This window comes from Leucobacter sp. PH1c (assembly GCF_000633415.1).
Lineage (GTDB): Bacteria > Actinomycetota > Actinomycetes > Actinomycetales > Microbacteriaceae > Leucobacter.
Window position 1 is genome coordinate 1 of record NZ_AYMV01000028.1, and the last position, 16518, is coordinate 16518.

The 16518-nt window shown below is 72.0% G+C and carries 13 protein-coding genes; 4 read left to right on the forward strand and 9 right to left on the reverse strand.

The window, feature by feature from the left end:
* Positions 1-34: 34 nt before the first annotated feature.
* The 4 genes from U874_RS0109735 to U874_RS0109750 are packed head-to-tail and all read right to left on the reverse strand — an operon-like array spanning position 35 to position 4075.
* A complete protein-coding gene (locus tag U874_RS0109735; protein WP_025134351.1) occupies positions 35-1216 on the reverse strand; it encodes an ABC transporter ATP-binding protein in 1182 nt (393 codons plus the stop codon).
* A 5-nt stretch (positions 1217-1221) separates the two neighbouring features.
* Complete coding sequence (locus U874_RS0109740; protein ID WP_025134352.1) at positions 1222-2007, reverse strand: ABC transporter permease; 786 nt, start codon at positions 2005-2007, stop codon at positions 1222-1224.
* Entirely contained in the window at positions 2007-2924 is a 918-nt protein-coding gene (locus tag U874_RS0109745; protein ID WP_025134353.1) for an ABC transporter permease, read from the reverse strand. Before U874_RS0109745 ends, U874_RS0109740 begins: the two co-directional genes overlap by 1 nt.
* Before the next feature lie 5 nt (positions 2925-2929).
* Complete coding sequence (locus U874_RS0109750) at positions 2930-4075, reverse strand: extracellular solute-binding protein (RefSeq protein WP_025134354.1); 1146 nt, start codon at positions 4073-4075, stop codon at positions 2930-2932.
* 305 nt (positions 4076-4380) lie between these two features.
* On the opposite strand from U874_RS0109750, the gene U874_RS0109755 reads away from it, so the two are divergent.
* Together U874_RS0109755 and U874_RS0109760 are read left to right on the forward strand one after the other, a co-directional pair.
* Positions 4381-5607 (forward strand): NAD(P)/FAD-dependent oxidoreductase, encoded by a 1227-nt coding sequence (locus U874_RS0109755; RefSeq protein WP_025134355.1) that lies wholly within the window; start codon positions 4381-4383, stop codon positions 5605-5607.
* Between the two features lie 28 nt (positions 5608-5635).
* Positions 5636-7129 carry a helix-turn-helix domain-containing protein gene (locus U874_RS0109760; protein ID WP_025134356.1) on the forward strand — a complete coding sequence of 498 codons (1494 nt, stop codon included), beginning with the start codon at positions 5636-5638 and terminating at the stop codon, positions 7127-7129.
* 47 nt (positions 7130-7176) lie between these two features.
* Here the strand turns inward: U874_RS0109760 and U874_RS0109765 are convergent, their stop codons facing one another.
* Positions 7177-8352, reverse strand: coding sequence for an AAA family ATPase (locus U874_RS0109765; RefSeq protein ID WP_025134357.1), 1176 nt, complete (start codon positions 8350-8352; stop codon positions 7177-7179).
* Positions 8353-8690: 338 nt separating this feature from the next.
* Between U874_RS0109765 and U874_RS0109770 the strand changes: the two genes are divergently transcribed.
* Entirely contained in the window at positions 8691-10529 is a 1839-nt protein-coding gene (locus tag U874_RS0109770) for a phospho-sugar mutase (protein WP_025134358.1), read from the forward strand.
* Positions 10526-11455, forward strand: a complete 930-nt coding sequence (locus U874_RS0109775) for an ADP/ATP-dependent (S)-NAD(P)H-hydrate dehydratase (protein ID WP_025134359.1) — start codon at positions 10526-10528, stop codon at positions 11453-11455. Before U874_RS0109770 ends, U874_RS0109775 begins: the two co-directional genes overlap by 4 nt.
* Before the next feature lie 23 nt (positions 11456-11478).
* Here the strand turns inward: U874_RS0109775 and U874_RS0109780 are convergent, their stop codons facing one another.
* The 4 genes from U874_RS0109780 to sdhA all read right to left on the reverse strand — a co-directional run bounded on the left by U874_RS0109780 (position 11479) and on the right by sdhA (position 16489).
* Complete coding sequence (locus U874_RS0109780) at positions 11479-12780, reverse strand: thymidine phosphorylase (RefSeq protein WP_025134360.1); 1302 nt, start codon at positions 12778-12780, stop codon at positions 11479-11481.
* A gap of 95 nt (positions 12781-12875) precedes the next feature.
* Positions 12876-13853 carry a YihY/virulence factor BrkB family protein gene (locus tag U874_RS0109785; protein WP_025134361.1) on the reverse strand — a complete coding sequence of 326 codons (978 nt, stop codon included), beginning with the start codon at positions 13851-13853 and terminating at the stop codon, positions 12876-12878.
* A 35-nt stretch (positions 13854-13888) separates the two neighbouring features.
* Entirely contained in the window at positions 13889-14653 is a 765-nt protein-coding gene (locus U874_RS0109790) for a succinate dehydrogenase iron-sulfur subunit (RefSeq protein ID WP_025134362.1), read from the reverse strand.
* Between the two features lie 3 nt (positions 14654-14656).
* Complete coding sequence (gene sdhA, locus U874_RS0109795; protein ID WP_025134363.1) at positions 14657-16489, reverse strand: succinate dehydrogenase flavoprotein subunit; 1833 nt, start codon at positions 16487-16489, stop codon at positions 14657-14659.
* Positions 16490-16518 lie beyond the last annotated feature (29 nt).

Consider the following 16518-nt stretch of genomic DNA (forward strand, 5'->3'; position numbering starts at 1 on the left):
CGGGGTGCTGCGGCCGCTGCCGTGATCGCGCCGCTCAGGTCGCCGATTCGCCGGCCTCACCGGTGTCGACGAGCAGCACGCCCGAGGCGATGTCCCACATCATCGCGACGTCGTCACCGCGGTTGTGGATGCGGGCCTCCTGGCCGAGGCGCACGGCGCCCTCGGAGCCATCGGGCAGGCGCACCGTGTAGCGCCGGGACGCGCCGAGGTACGTCACGTCGAGGATCGTGACGGGGATCGAGTTCTGCGTCTCGGTGGGCGTCGTCCCCGCGGGCTCAAGCCGCAGGTTCTCGGGCCGGATCAGGATCGCGAGCTCCGAGTGGATCGACTGCCCGTCGGCGAGCACGCGGTGCCCGGCGACGTCGATAGCGGTCTGCCGCTCTCCCACCGCGGTGCCCGTTCCGAGCAGCACGGTCGACTCCCCGAGGAAGCGGCCGACGAAGAGCGTCTGGGGCGCCTCATAGAGGTCTTCGGCGGTGCCGACCTGCTCGATCTTGCCGTTGTTGAAGACCGCGATGCGGTCCGACATCGACAGCGCTTCCTCCTGATCGTGGGTCACGTAGACGAACGTGGAGCCCACCTCGCGGTGGATGCGCTTGATCTCGGTCTGCAGCCACTCGCGCAGCTTCTTGTCGAGCGCGCCGAGCGGCTCGTCCATGAGCAGCACGCGGGGCTCGTAGACGAGCGCGCGGGCGAGCGCGACGCGCTGCTGCTGGCCGCCGGAGAGCTCGGACGGGTAGCGGTCCCCGTACTCGCCCATCCGCACCATCGCGAGCGCCGCGGCGACCTTCTCCTGCTGCTCGGCCTTGCTCAGCTTGCGGCGCTGCAGCGGGTACGCGATGTTCTCCGCAACCGTCTTGTGCGGGAAGAGCGCGTAGTTCTGGAACACCATGCCGATGTCGCGCTTGTGCGGCGGGAGCTTCGCCACGGGCTTACCGTAGATGTGCAGGTGCCCCTCGGTGACGCCCGTGAAGCCGGCGATCATGTTCAGGGTCGTCGTCTTGCCCGAGCCGGAGGGGCCGAGGAAGGTCATGAACTCGCCGGGCTCGATCACGAGATCGATCTCGTCGACCACGGCCTTGTCGCCGTATCGCTTCGTCACCTGGCTCAGGCTGATGCCCGCCTCGCCGATCGCGTGGATCGCCTGGGTGTTGAGTCCCTCGGAGCGCAGCTCCTCCTCGTGCCCGTCGGGCACCGGGATGTCGTTGTGAGTCATAGCGTTCACGCTACCGGTCGCTTTCTCTTCCGCGTGGCGAACTGGGCGATGAGCATCACGACGACCGAGGTCAGCATCGTGATCACCGCGACGGCGGCCACCGTGGGGTCATTGGTCTGGGTGACGCTGTTGAAGATCTTCACCGGCAGGGTCTGCAGTGAGGGGCTCTGGATGAACAGCGACAGGATCACCTCGTCGAACGAGGTGACGAAGGCGAACAGCGCTCCCGCCGTCACACCGGGGGCGATGAGCGGCAGGGTGATGCTGAAGAAGGTGCGCACCCGCCCGGCGCCGAGCGACGCGGACGCCTGCTCGAGCCGCGGATCGAGGCCCTGCAGCGAGGCCATCACGTTCGTGATGACGAGCGGCATGGCGACGATCGTGTGGGCCAGGATGAAGCCGGGCAGGGTGCCCAGCAGGTTCATCCGGAGGAACAGCGAGTACAGGCCGACCGCGAGCACGATGCCCGGCACGATGAGCGGGAGCAGGAAGTAGCCCTCGAGGAGCCCCTTGCCGCGGAACTTCACCTTCGAGAGGCCGAGCGCCGCGAGCACGCCGACCGCCGTGGCCACGAGCATCGTGAGGAGCGCCACCTGCAGCGAGGACCAGAGCGCCTTCAGCCAGCTCGGGTCGGTAAAGAAGTTCTCGTACCAGCGCGTCGAGAAGCCCTTCGGCGGGAAGTTGAACGAGGGGGCCTCGTTGAACGACATCGGCACGATCACGAGCGTCGGGAGGATCAGCCAGAGCACGATCAGGACGGCGAAGACGCCGAGCACGCGTTTGAAGGTCATCAGCGGTTCACCCCCGGGAAGAGGCTGCCGCCCTTGTTGAGCCGCGAGACCACGACGAGGATGAGGATCGTGCACACGAGCAGGAAGATGCCGAGCGCGGTGCCCTGGCCCCACATGAGGAACACGCTGATCTGCTGCTGGATCATCGCGGAGATCATGATCTCCTTCGAGGAGCCGAGCAGGGCGGGGATGATGTAGAAGCCGAGGCCGAGGATGAAGACCGTGACGCCGCCGGAGAAGATCCCGGGCTTCGACAGGGGCAGGTAGACCGTGAAGAAGGCCGTGACCGGGTTCGCGCCGAGGTTCGACGCCGCGGGCAGCAGCCGCTTGTCGATCTTCGACATGGACGAGTAGAGCGGCAGCACCATGAACGGCAGCAGCACCTGGCTCATGCCGAGCGCGACGCCGAAGGTGGTGCGAATGAGCGGGATCGGGCCGATCCCGAACCACGCCGCGAGCAGACCGTTGATCGGGCCCGTGTCCTGCAGCAGCACCATCCACGCGAGGGTCCGCACGAGGATCGACGTCCACAGCGGCATCATGATGAACAGCTGCATCAGATTGCGCGTGCGATCCGAGACGATGGTCATGAGGTACGCGTACGGGTAGGCGAGCACGAGGCAGACGATCGTCACGATGATGGCCGTGCCGAAGGTGCGCAGCACGACGTTGAGGTTCGCCTCGGTCGTGAAGAGCCAGACGTAGTTCTGCATGCCCGGCTGGGGGTCGGTGATCGAGCGGATGAACACGTCGATCAGCGGCGCCAGGAAGAACAGGGAAACGATCACGAACGCCGGGACGAGGAGGAGGAGCGGGCGCCAGTTCTTCGGCCCCCGCTTCTTCGCGGCCCCGGGGTCCGCACCGAGGGCGATCGCACGTGTCGACGTATCGCCCTCGGTGACGGTGTGGTCAGTCATGGCGATCAGTTACCGGTCGCCCAGCCGGCCCACGCTGCGGCGAGGGCGTCGTAGTTCTCGACCCAGAAGTCGACGTTCGGCGCGATGCCGGTGTCGAGGTGCTCGGTCGTCATCCAGGTGGTGAGCAGCTCGTCCATCTGCGGCTTCGCATCGATGTTCACGCCGCCGTACGAGGTCTCCTCGGTCATCTTCGCCTGCTGCTCCGCGCCGATCGAGTAGTTGACCGCGGCGAAGGCGGCCTGCTTGTCCTTGACGCCCTTGGGGATGCCGTTCGAGTCGACCATGATCATCCACTGGTCCCACATGGGGGCGACGGGGGCGCCGGCCGAGGCGGCGCCGTAGCCGCGGCCCGACCAGACGAGCCCCATCACGGCCTCGCCGGACTCGAGCTGCTGCTGCGCGGCCGCGCCCGTGGTCCAGCCGATGACGTTGTCGCCGAGGCCCTTGTACATGTCAAACGCGCCCTCGATGTCCTCGGGCTTCAGGTTCTTGACGTCCTTGCCCTGCGCGGTGAGCGCGAACTCGACGGTCTGCGGGTCGACGTAGGTCGACTGGCTCACGGTGCGCTTGCCGGGGAACTTCTCGGTGTCGAAGAAGTCGGCCGCGCTCGTGGGCGGGTTGTCGCCGAACTTGTCGGTGTTGTAGACCACGACCAGGCCGTAGAGGATCTGCGGCACCATGCACTTGTCGGTGATCGTGCCCTCAGGGATCTTCGACGTGTCGATCTGCGAGTAGTCGTACTCCTCGTAGAGCGTGCCGCAGCCGCGGGCCGTATCGAACTGCGTCGTGTTGACGATGTCCCAGCTGACGTTGCCGCTGTCGACCATGGCCTTGAGCTTGCCCGCATCGAAGGCGTCCTGGTTCACGGTGGCGCCGGAGGCCTCCGCGAAGGGATCCCAGAGCGCCGCCTTCTGGCCGTCTTGGAAGACGCCGCCGGAGCCGGCGAAGGTGAGGGTCGTGCCCTCGAGCGCGCCGGCCTTGATCTCACCGGCGACGGGGGTGCCGAGGTCGCGCTCGGGGGCGGCCTCGGGCTCGGCGCCGCCGCTGCAGCCGACGAGCGTCAGCGCGAGCGCGGCAGTGCCCGCGGCGAGCGCGACGGCTCGGCGGGCTGCGGGGCGACGGCGCCCCAGCAGAGTTCTCGGAGTGGACATGTGTTCCTCACTTCGTCGTGATCGTGGTCCTCATGGTCGTGATCCGCCGGGGGCGCCTGCCCCGATCTGGCGGGGCCAGGGATCCCCGGCAGGTCCCGAAGCTAGCAGCGTTCGCGCGGCCAGCACCCCGCGCTGTTACCGGTTCGTTACCCCAGCGCGCAGCTTTCATAGATTCGTACACCGCGGTGCACGCGGGGTGTACGAACATAAGCAATACCGTTTGTGAACGGGATCGCGGCGCGCGGCGGCGGCGGCCGGTCCCTACGATGGGAGCCACACGCAAAGCTGTTCAAGGAGGAACACGCATGGACGTCTTGGTCGTCGGAGCCGGGCTCGCCGGGCTCACCGCTGCCTGGGAGCTCGAGCAGGCCGGGCACCGCTGCACCGTGCTCGAAGCGCGCGATCGCGTCGGCGGGCGCACCTGGTCCGAGCGCCTCGGCAACGGCGAGGTCACCGAGCGGGGCGGGGAGTACATCTTCCCCACCGAGTTCGCGATCCGCCGCCTCGCCGCCGAGGTGGGTGTGCCGATCATGTCGCACAACGTGCGCTACGGCCGCCGCACGGTCGCCGGGCGGGTGATCTCCTTCGCCGAGCTGACGGAGACGAGCGCCCGGGTGCGCGACACCCTCGCGCGCATGCTCGCCGACGGCGAGACCGGGGTCTCCCTCGAGCGCGCGTTCGCCGAGGCGCTCGGCGCCGACTACCGCCTCGACCCGGTCTACCGGCGCACCACGACCTCGGCCGCGGCCGACCCCGCGCTCGTGAGCGCCGAGGCGGTGCTGCTCCACGAGTCCTCGACCGTCGACGGCTACATCGAGGACGGTGGCCGCTTCGTCGGCGGCAATCAGGCGCTCTCGATCGAGCTCGCCCGGCGGCTCGGCTCGCGGATCCGGCTCGAGCACCCCGTCGCGGGCGTCGACCAGAGCGCCTCGGGCGTGCAGGTGATCCTCCGCGACGGCACCCGGCTCGACGCCGACGCGGCCGTGATCACCACCCCGCTCCCGCTCCTCCGCGAGCTCGAGCTCGGCTTCGCGCTCCCCGAGGCGCAGCAGCGCGCGCTCGACCACCGCTTCATGGGCGTCGCCGCCAAGCTCGGCGTCCCCCTCACGCGCGTCGACGCGGACATCGCGCTGCAGAACCCCGACCACACCTGGTGGTCCTGGCGCTCGCTGAGCATCGACGGCGTGAGCCGGATCGACGCGCTCTCCTCCTTCGCGGGCGGGCCCTTCGCGCTCGACGCGCTCGGGGTGGAGCAGGGCCCGGACGGCTGGGTGGCCGCGCTTCGCGCCATGCGACCCGAGCTCGAGATCGACGGCGACGTGCTCCTCACCACCTGGGCGGACGACCCGTGGGCGCGCGGCTCCTACTCCGCGCCCGGCCTCGCGTGGAGCGCGGAGGACGCCGGCGCGTTCGACCGCGCGGCGGGCCGCGTCGCCCTCGCGGGCGAGCACACGGGGCTCGCGCAGTCGCTCTCGGGCGCCGTCGCGTCCGGGGTGCGCGCCGCCGCCGCCCTCCGCGCCCTGGAGCGCTAATGCACTCGAGTCGAAGTCCGCAGGAGCCATGAGTTTCACGGTCCGCTCCCTCCTCAGCATCCCCGCCGCGGGCACCCGCTCGCTCACCCCCGGCGTCGGTGAGGAGCGCCCGATCGTCTGGGCGCACGTCTGCGAGCTGCCCGAGCCGTGGCAGTGGCTCGGGCAGGATGCGCTCGTGATGACCACGGGGATCGGAGTCCCCGCGGGGACCGATGAGCAGATCGCGTACCTCGACGGCATGCACCGTGCCGGCATCGCTGCCGTCGCGATTGACGCGGAGATGCCGGAGCACCCATTCACGCCCGCGGCACTCGCCCACGCCGCCCGCGCGGGGTTCCCCGTGCTCGAGACCGCGCACGAGGTGCGCTTCGTCTCGCTCGCGATGACGGTGGCGAACGCGGTGCAGCGGGAGCGCGCCGAGCGGGTGCAGCAGACGGAGCGGATGTACGCGGCGCTCGCCGAGCACGCGGTGGACGATGGGATCGACGCGCTCCTCGACGAGCTCGGCCGGATCCTGCGCGCTGCCCTCGTTCTTCTCCCCCGCAGCGAGCCGGCGGGGCCGGGCGCCCTCCAGCAGCTCCCGGCGGGATCCTGGTCCGTGCCGCTCCTCTCGCCCGGCGAGCTGGAGCTGCGGGTCACGCCATCCGGGCCGCTCGACCGCGCTCAGCTGCGGCACGCTGCGGGCATCGTCGACAACGCGCTCGCGGTGAAGGTCGCGGCGCGGCGGAGCGACTGGCTCCACGGCTCCCTGCTGCTCACCGATCTCTGCGACGACGCGGTCGCCTCGGCCCCGGCCGACCACCTCGTCGCCGCGTACGGCGTCGAACCGCCCTTTCAGCTCGCCGTCTCGCAGCGGCCGGACGCGCGCGCCACGCTCGACGAGGTGCACGCCTCGTTCGGCACGGCGCAGGTGCCCGCGCTCGCCACCGTGAAGGACAGCCAGGTGCTCGTGCTCGCCTCCCTGGGCGACGCCGTCGAACCGCTCTTCGAGGCGCTCGCGAGCAGCCACGCGGGGCTCGGGGTGAGCGCGGGCTTCTCCGATCTCGCCGCGCTGCCCACGGCGCTGCGGCAGGCGCGCAGCGCGCTCATCCGCGCGCACCAGTCCGGGCGCCTCCTCCGCTTCGAGGAGCAGGCGAACACCTCGCTGTTCCTCCCCGCGGATCCGGATCAGCTCCGCGAGATCGCCCGCCAGGTGCTCGGCCCGCTGCGCACCTACGACGAGCAGCGCGGCACCTCGCTCACGCACACCCTGCGGGTCTTCCTGGAGGAGAACCGCAGCTGGGTGCGAGCCTCGGAGCGGCTCTTCGTGCACCGGCAGACGCTCATCGCCCGGATCTCCCGGATCGAGAAGATCATCGGCCGTGACCTCTCGTCGATGGAGGACACGGCGGAGTGCTGGCTCGCCGTGCAGGCCGCGATCCGCAGCGGAGACCTGGCGCCGAGCGACCCGGCGCCCGAGGGCGACGCCGAGCCCCGGGCCGGCGGCGCGCCGAGCCCCGGGCGCGGGCCCCAGCTGGGCTGAGCCGGCGCGCTCCGGCTGCCGCGAAGGACGTGCGGGCCGCCGCCGCGCTAGCGGGCCGGCCAGTTCCACGGCGGCCCGTCGAGCGGGCCCTGCCCGCGCACGCGGGTGCCCCACCCGGTCGACTCGAGCTCGATCTCGGCGCCGGGCGCCGCGGAGCCCGCGGCTCCCGCCCCGGCTGCCGCCCCCGTGAGCGCCGCGCGCAGCGTCGGCGCGTGCGTCACCACGAGCACCTGCGTGCGCTCCGCCGCGCGCCGGATGAGCGCCCCGAGCGGGGCCAGCAGCTCCGCGTGGAGGGAGCCCTCCGGCTCGTTGAGCACGATGAGCGGCGGCGGCTCGGCGGGAAGCAGCGCGGCGCAGAGCAGGAGATAGCGCAGCGTGCCGTCGGACAGCTCGGCCGCGCTGAACGGCCGCAGGAGCCCGGGCTGGTGCAGCAGCAGTTCGAACACCCCGTGCGTCACCGTGATCTCCACGCGCGAGCCCGGGAACGCCTCGGCGACGGCCCCCGCGAGCGGACCGTCCTGTCCGCGCTCGATCGCGGTGGCCCACACCGCGGCGAGGTCGGCGCCGTCGTCGCTCAGCCAGCGCGTGCGCGTGCCCACCTGGGCCTGCCGGGCCGGCGCCGCCCGATCCGTGCGGAAGTGGTCGTAGCAGCGCCACTCCGCCATCCGCGTGCGCAGCCGCAGCGTGTCCGCGAGCGTGCCCGCGTCGTCGAGGTCGCGGAGCACGCTCTGCCCCGGCCCGAGCGCCTGCGGTACGGCGCGCCACCCCGCATCGCGCACCCGAGCGGCACCGCGAGTGCGGTCGATGAAGACGGCGCTCGGCCGCGGTGCCGCGCCCATGAACACCTGCTCCCGCTTGATCTCCGGATCGTGCAGGAAGAAGCTGCGCGCCGGGTCGACCTGCGGCTGACCCAGCTCGACGAGGTAGCCGTACTCCGCCGACCCCACGCCGAGGCGGAGCGAGACGGGCCGGGAGCGCACGGTGCCCTGGGCGCCGGGACCCGCCGTCCGTTCCGGGCCCGCCCACAGCGCGCTGGCCAGCCCGCCCTCGCGCGCGACCGCGCCGACGAGCTCACCCGCCCCGGCCGCGGCGAGCAGCCGCAGCGCGCGGTAGAGGCTCGTCTTCCCCGTGCCGTTCGCCCCCGACACGACCGTGAGCGGGGCGAGCGGCACCACGAGATCGACGAGGGATCGGTAGCCCGCGACAGCGAAGGTGGTGATCATGGGGCCAGTGTCGCACCGACCCCCGACACGGCTGCGGCGGCCGCCCCGAGGGGCGACCGCCGCAGCGCACGACTCAGCCGGGGCTCAGCGCGGGCAGACGCACCGCTCCGCAGCGGGGACACCCGCGAGGGCCTCCTCGACGTGCTCGCCGCAGCCGGCCCAGGTCATCTTGCTGCACTCATCGCAGCGCACGGAAGCGCACACGTGCGGTCCTCTCTCGACGGGATCGGGTGCCGGGCGCGACACCCTCGGCCAGCCTACCCCCGCTCCCCGGGAGTCGACCCGCGGGGTGATAGCTTGAAACTACTTCGGCGCCTGCCGGGGAGGGAGAGCACGCGATGGGAATGCGTACGTCGGAGACCTCGGGGACCACTCCGGATCCGCTGATCGAGAGTGCAGCGGCGTGGGCCGCGCAGGATCCCGATCCCGAGACCCGCGGCGAGACGCTCGCGCTGCTCGAGCGCGCCCGCTCCGGCGAGGCCGCGGCGCTCGACGAGCTCGCCTCGGCGTTCGACGGCCGCCTCGCCTTCGGCACCGCGGGGCTCCGCGGTGCGCTGGGCGCTGGCCCCCTCCGCATGAACCGCGTCGTCGTCTCCCAGACGAGCGCGGGCTTCGCCGCGTTCCTCCTCGACCGGGCCGCACGCGGCGAGACGAGCGCGCCCCCCTCGATCGTGATCGGCTACGACGGCCGCGTGAACTCCGATGTCTTCGCTCGCGACGCCGCCGAGGTCCTCGCCGGCGCCGGCGTGCGCGTCTTCCTCTTCCCCGAGCCGGGCCCCACCCCGCTCACGGCCTTCGCCGTGCGCCACCTCGGGGTGTCCGCCGGCGTGATGGTGACCGCGAGCCACAACCCGCCGCGCGACAACGGCTACAAGGTCTACCTCGGCGACGCCGATGCCGGATCCCAGATCGTGCCGCCTGTCGACGGCCAGATCGCCGAGCGCATCGTCGAGATCGCCCGGCGGCCGCTCGCGGAGCTGCCCCGCAGCTCCGACTACACGGTGCTCGGCTCGGAGGTGGCCGACGCCTACGTCTCGGACACCGCCGCGGCGCTCCTCGCGGGCTTCCCGCGCGACCCCGAGAACGACGGGCCCGCGGGATCCCGAACGGAGCTGCGCATCGTCTATACGGCGATGCACGGCGTCGGCTCCGACCTCGCCCGGCGCGTGTTCGTCTCCGCAGGCCTGCCCTCGGTCACGCCCGTCCCGGAGCAGGATCGCCCCGACGGCGCGTTCCCCACGGTCGCCTTCCCGAACCCCGAGGAGCCGGGCGCCCTCGACCTCGCCTTCCGCGTGGCCCGCAGCGTCGACGCCGAGCTCATCGTGGCGCACGACCCGGACGCCGACCGCCTCGCGATCGCGCTCCCGGATCCCGCTGCGGCCGACGGCTACCGCCGCCTCACCGGCAACGAGCTGGGCCTCCTCCTCGGCTGGCGCGCCGCCGAGCGCGAGTGGAACCGAGCCGAGCAGAGCGGCACCGAGCCGGGCGGCGCGCTCGCCTGCACGATCGTCTCCTCCCCCGCGCTGCGCGCCGTCGCGGCCGAGTACGGCCTCGACTACGCCGAGACCCTGTCCGGCTTCAAGTGGGTCTCGCGCGTGCCCCGCCTCATCTTCGGCTTCGAGGAGGCGCTCGGCTACCTCACCCACCCCGACACCGTGCGCGACAAGGACGGCATCTCCGCGAGCGCCGACGCGATCGCCATGGTGCGCGAGCTGGCCGCCGAGGGGCGCACCGTGTGGGATCTGCTCGACGACGCCGGCGAGCGCTTCGGCCACTTCGCGAGCGCGCAGATCACCCTGCGGCTCGACTCGATGGCCGCCGCCTCGGCGCTCTCCGCCCGGATCCGGCAGGAGCCGCCCACCGAGTTCGGCGGCGTCGCGGTCGCCGAGCGGCAGGATCTCCTCGAGCCGGGGCGCGCAGAGGTGCCCGCGGACGTGCTGCGCTTCGATCTCGCCGACGGCTCGCGCGTGATGATCCGCCCGAGCGGCACCGAGCCCAAGCTGAAGGTCTACCTCGACACGTTCTCGGACGCGGGATCGGCGGCCGAGCGCCGCGCCTCCGCCGAGCAGGCGCTTGACGAGCTCGCGGCGGCGCTCCGCACGACGCTCGCCGCGCTGCAGGCGGACGCGGACGGATCCGGCGACACCGCCGGATCGACGGAGCAGCCCGCACCGTGATCGTCGAGCGCTCCCCCGCCGACGCGGCCCGCTGGCTGCGCCGCCCGGGGGCGCGCGATGACAAGTATCGGCGCGGCGTGCTCGGCGTGCGCACGGGCTCCGCGCAGTTCCCGGGCGCCGCGGTACTCGGCGTGCTCGCCGCGTGGCGCAGCGGCGTCGGCCTGCTGCGCTACGTTCCGACGATCGACAACGCACCCGCTCCCGCCGGCCTCCCCTCGCCCGCCGCGGCGGTGCTCGCGGCAGCACCCGAGACGGTGTTCGGCGAGGCCGGGTCCGCGCGCGCCTGCGACGCCTGGCTGATCGGCTCCGGCACCGACCCCGGAACGCGCTCCCCCGCCGAGACCGACGCGCTCCGCGCGCTCCTCGCGGGCGACGCCCCCGTGGTGGTCGATGCGGGCGCACTCGCCCTCGCGGCGACGAGGCGCTGCACGACCGCGCCCGGCCAGCCCGCCGCCGCGGCACCCCGCATCCTCACGCCGCACGCGGGCGAGTTCGCCCGGCTCTGGCGGGCCTGCGAGCTCGGCGAGCCGCCCGCCGCGCTCGCGGACCCGGACGCGATCGACGCCCGCGCCGCGGCGACGCTCCGGCTCGCCGAAGCGCTCGATGCCACCGTGCTCCTGAAGGGCTCCCGCACGATCGCGGCGGCCCCCGGCGGCGCGCCCCTCGTCTCGGCGCGCGCCACCCCCTGGCTCGCCACCGCGGGCACCGGCGACGTGCTCGCGGGCGCGCTCGGCGCGCTGCTCGCCGGTCACGCCGCGGAGGTGCGGGCCGATCCCGCCCTGCTCGCCGAGCTCGGGATCGCGGCGGCCCACCTCCACGACCGCGCGGCGCGGCTCGCGTCCGGTCCCGCGGAGCGCCCGATCACCGCGGGCGACGTGGCCCGCGCCCTGGGCGACGCCTTCGCGGAGCTCGCGCCCCGCGCCTGAGCCCGCGCGGCCCTCCGGGCGGCTCAGGCCGCGACGCGGCCCGCGACGAGCGGGCGGGGCGCGGGAGGCGCAGCGCCGAGTTCGACGGCGCCCGCGAGCGATTCGAGGCCGCGGGCGAGGCGACCGGCCTGATCGCAGCGCACCTCGAAGAGCGCGTCGCCCGCGCGCACGGCATCGCCGGGCCGCACGAGCACCTCGACGCCCGCAGCGTGATCCACGGGGTCGCCGGGGCGAGCGCGGCCCGCCCCAAGGCGCCATGCCCCCACCCCGACGGCGCGCGCGTCGACGCGCTGCACGATGCCATCCGCCTGCGCCCGCACGATCTCCGTTTCACGTGCAACCACGAGCGGCGCATCGGGGTCTCCGCCCTGCGCCGCGATGAGGCGGCGCCACGCGTCCATCGCGCGGCCATCGGCGAGCGCCGGGGCCGGGTCCACATCGGGGCGCCCTGCCAGGTCGAGCATCTCCCGCGCGAGGGCGAGCGTGAGCTCCACGACCTCCGCCGGTCCGCCGCCCGCGAGCACCTCGACCGACTCGCGCACCTCGTTCGCGTTGCCGACCGCGCGGCCGAGGGGCGCGTCCATATCGGTGAGCAGCGCGACCGTGCGGAGTCCCGAGTCGGCACCGAGCTCCACCATCGTGCGCGCGAGCTCCTGGGCATCGGCGAGCTCGGGGAGGAACGCGCCGGAGCCGAACTTCACGTCGAGCACGAGCCCGTCGGCCCCCTCCGCGATCTTCTTGCTCATGATCGACGACGCGATGAGCGGCACGGCGGCCACTGTTCCGGTCACGTCGCGCAGCGCGTACATCGCGCGATCCGCGGGCGCGAGGCCGGATCCCGCAGCGCAGATCACCCCGCCCGTCTCCGCCAGGACGGCGTACATCTCCTCGTTCGAAAGCGCCGCACGCCACCCGGGGATCGACTCGAGCTTGTCGAGCGTGCCGCCCGTGTGCCCGAGCCCGCGCCCCGAGAGCTGCGGCACCGCGACGCCGAGCGAGGCGAGGAGGGGCACGAGCGGCAGCGTGATCTTGTCGCCGACCCCGCCCGTCGAGTGCTTGTCGATCGCCGGGCGGCCAAGGCCGGAGAAGGAGAGCCGCTCCCCGCTCGCGATCATCGCCGCGGTGAGATCCCGGATCTCGCGCCGCTCCATGCCCTGGATCACGATCGCCATCAGGAGCGCGCTCATCTGCTCCGGGGCGACGACGCCGCGCGTGAACGCGTCGACCACCCACGCGATCTCGCCGGGCGCGAGCGCGCCCGCGTGCCGCTTGGTGCCGATCAGATCGACGACGTCGTAGGGCTCGGGCGTGCGCTGCGCATCCATGCCGCCAGCCTAGGCCCCTCCGCGCCGCGCCACGCCGAGCCCTCCCCGCGCCCCCAACATTTCGGGGAGAAGGGGCGGGGCGGCGGATCCGCCGCTCAGGCCTCGTGCGGCGCCGGAGCCTCGGGGAGGCCGAGCTCGGGATCCTGCCCCGTCGCGATCCACGCCGAGGTGAGAAGGAGCGCGCGGCAGATGAAGTTGAACCAGAGCAGCAGACCCACGAACACCGCGAAGGTCGCGAGGAGCGGGTTGCTCGTCGCGCCGCCGAGCGCGGCGGAGCCGAGGATCTTCAGCCCGAGCAGGGCGGCCCCGCCGAGCGCGCACCCCGAGATAAGCGCCCAGCGGGGCACGCGCACCTCGGCGAGCAGCCGGTGCATGGCGATGAGCACGAGCACGTCGAACACGAACATGGCGCCGTAGCGGACGACCGTGCCCACCCAGCCGAAGAACCAGCCGTCGGCGTCCGCGCTCAGCAGGCCGACGAGCCAGTCGGCGATCCCCGAGCTCAGCAGCGTGAGGCCCGCCGAGACGAGGATCGCGAGGAAGAAGCCGACCGCGAGCGCGAAGTCGCGCAGCTTGAGCAGCAACGCGTTCCGGTACTCCTTGACCTCGAGCCCGAAGATGATCCGGATCGAGCGCCGCGTCCCCGTGAACCAGTTGAGCGCGACCCAGACGAGCGCCGCACCGGCAACGATGCTCCCCCAGTTGAAGGTGCGGCTCGCGAGCAGCGTGGAGACGTTCACGGCATAGCCGGAGCCGTAGCCCACGAGGCCAGGAACGAAGACGTTGAGCTGCGCGACGAGCGTCTCGACGAGCTCGGGGCGTGAGCCGAGCATGATGCCGAAGATGCCGAAGCCGAGCCACAGCCCCGCGAAGACCGCGAAGAGCGCCTGGTAGCTCATGCCGCCCGAGAGCACGCTGCCGCCCACGTTCGTGAAGTGCGAGAAGGTGCGCACGGGGCGGAGCCGCTGCGCACGCTGCCACAGGGTCATGCCTTGCTGCACGACCGCGGAGACGCGCGACGCCCCGGACGTCTCCGCGGCGGGTGCCGGGGAAGCGTCACGGGGCGTCGTCATGAAGCCATGCTAGCGGGGGCGGAGCCCCCGGGTCGCTAGGAGGTCTTGCCGGTGCGGATCGCGGCCTTGACCTCGGCGATGGCCTTGGTCACCTGGATGCCGCGGGGGCAGGCGTCGGTGCAGTTGAAGGTGGTGCGGCAGCGCCACACGCCCTCGGTGTCGTTCAGCACGTCAAGGCGGACCTGGGCGTTGTCATCGCGCGAGTCGAAGATGAAGCGGTGCGCGTTGACGATGGCCGCCGGGCCGAAGTACTGACCGTCGGTCCAGAACACGGGGCACGAGGTGGTGCAGGCCGCGCACAGGATGCACTTGGTGGTGTCGTCGAAGCGCTCGCGGTCCTCGATCGACTGGATGCGCTCCTTGCCGCCCTCGGGGGCCGAGCTCGACACGAGGAAGGGCTGCACCTCCCGGTAGGCCGCGAAGAACGGCTCCATGTCGACGATGAGGTCCTTCTCGAGCGGCAGGCCCTTGATCGCCTCGACGTAGATCGGCTTCGAGATGTCGAGGTCCTTGATCAGCGTCTTGCAGGCGAGGCGGTTGCGGCCGTTGATGCGCATCGCATCCGAACCGCAGATGCCGTGCGCGCACGAGCGGCGGAAGGACAGCGAGCCGTCCTGATCCCACTTGATGCGGTGCAGCGCGTCGAGGATTCGATCCGTCGGGTACATCTCGACGTCGAAGTCCTCCCAGTACGCCTCGCGCCCGGACTCGGGCAGGTAGCGGCGCACCAGCAGGGTGACGGTGAACGGCTTGGGGGCTTCCTCGACCTGTGCGGGAGCCTCGGTGGTAACGGTGCTCATGGCCTAGTACTTCCTCTCCAGCGGCGGGTACCGCAGTTCGCCCTGCTCGTTCTTCGTCATGACGACGGGCTTCCAATCCAGGCGGATGTGGTCCTCGGGGTTCGCCGAGTGCGGGTCGCCCGTGAGGTACGCCATCGTGTGCTGCATGTAGTTCTCATCGTCGCGCTTCGGGTAGTCGTCGCGCATGTGGCCGCCACGGCTCTCCTTGCGGTTGCGCGCGGCGAAGACGAGCACCTCGGCGAGGTCGAGCAGGAAGCCGAGCTCGATGGCCTCGAGCAGGTCCGTGTTGTAGCGCTGGCCGCGATCCTGCACGCCGACGTTCTGGTAGCGCAGGCGCAGCCCGTGGATCACGCCGAGCACCTCGGTGAGCGACTCCTCGGTGCGGAACACCTGGGCGCCGCGGTCCATGGCCTCCTGGAGCTCCTTGCGGATGTCCGCGACGCGCTCGGTGCCCGTGCCGTTCCGGAAGCCCTCGACCATGTCGCGCACGAAGGCGGCGGGATCCTCGGGCAGCGGGGTGAAGTCCACCGTCTGCGCGTAGTCGGCTGCGTGGTTGCCCGAGCGCTTGCCGAACACGTTGATGTCGAGCAGCGAGTTGGTGCCGAGGCGGTTCGAGCCGTGCACCGAGACGCAGGCGCACTCGCCGGCGGCGTAGAGGCCGGGAACGACGGTGGTGTTGTCCGAGAGGACCTGCGCGTCGTTGTTCGTCGGGATGCCGCCCATCGCGTAGTGCGCGGTGGGGAACACCGGCACGGGCTCGGTCACCGGGTCGACGCCGAGGTACGTGCGCGCGAACTCGGTGATGTCGGGAAGCTTCGTCTCGAGCACCTCGGCGCCCAGGTGGGTGCAGTCGAGGTAGACGTAGTCCTTGTGCGGGCCGGCGCCGCGGCCGTCGAGCACCTCCTGCACCATCGAGCGGGCGACGATGTCGCGGGGCGCGAGGTCCTTGATCGTGGGCGCGTAGCGCTCCATGAAGCGCTCGCCCGAGGCGTTGCGGAGGATCGCGCCCTCACCGCGCGCACCCTCGGTGAGGAGGATGCCGAGGCCGGCGAGGCCGGTCGGGTGGAACTGGTAGAACTCGATGTCCTCGAGCGGCAGGCCCTTGCGCCAGACGATGCCGACGCCGTCGCCCGTGAGGGTGTGCGCGTTCGACGTGGTCTTGAAGACCTTGCCGAAGCCGCCCGTCGCGAAGACGATCGACTTCGCCTGGAAGACGTGGAGCGCGCCCGTCGCGAGCTCGTACGCCACGACGCCGGAGGGCTTCTTCACGCCGTCGACCTCGGTCATGACGAGGTCGAGCACGTAGTACTCGTTGAAGAAGTTGACGCCGAGCTTCACGCAGTTCTGGAACAGCGTCTGCAGGATCATGTGGCCCGTGCGGTCGGCCGCGTAGCAGGCGCGGCGCACCGCGGCCTTGCCGTGATCGCGCGTGTGCCCGCCGAAGCGGCGCTGATCGATCTTGCCCTCGGGCGTGCGGTTGAAGGGGAGGCCCATGTTCTCGAGGTCGATGACCGCGTCGATGGCCTCCTTCGCGAGGATCTCAGCCGCGTCCTGGTCGACGAGGTAGTCGCCGCCCTTGACGGTGTCGAAGGTGTGCCACTCCCAGTTGTCGTCCTCGACGTTGGCGAGCGCCGCGGCCATGCCGCCCTGCGCCGCACCGGTGTGCGAACGGGTGGGGTACAGCTTCGTGATGACCGCGGTCTTGGCCTTCGGACCCGCCTCGATCGCGGCGCGCATGCCCGCGCCACCGGCGCCGACGATGACGACGTCGAACTGGTGGTAGGTGACGCCGTCCTTGACGGTAACTTCTTCGCCCTGGTGGGTATCTGTAGTCACGTGATTCCTATTCTCGTTTCAGAAAACCT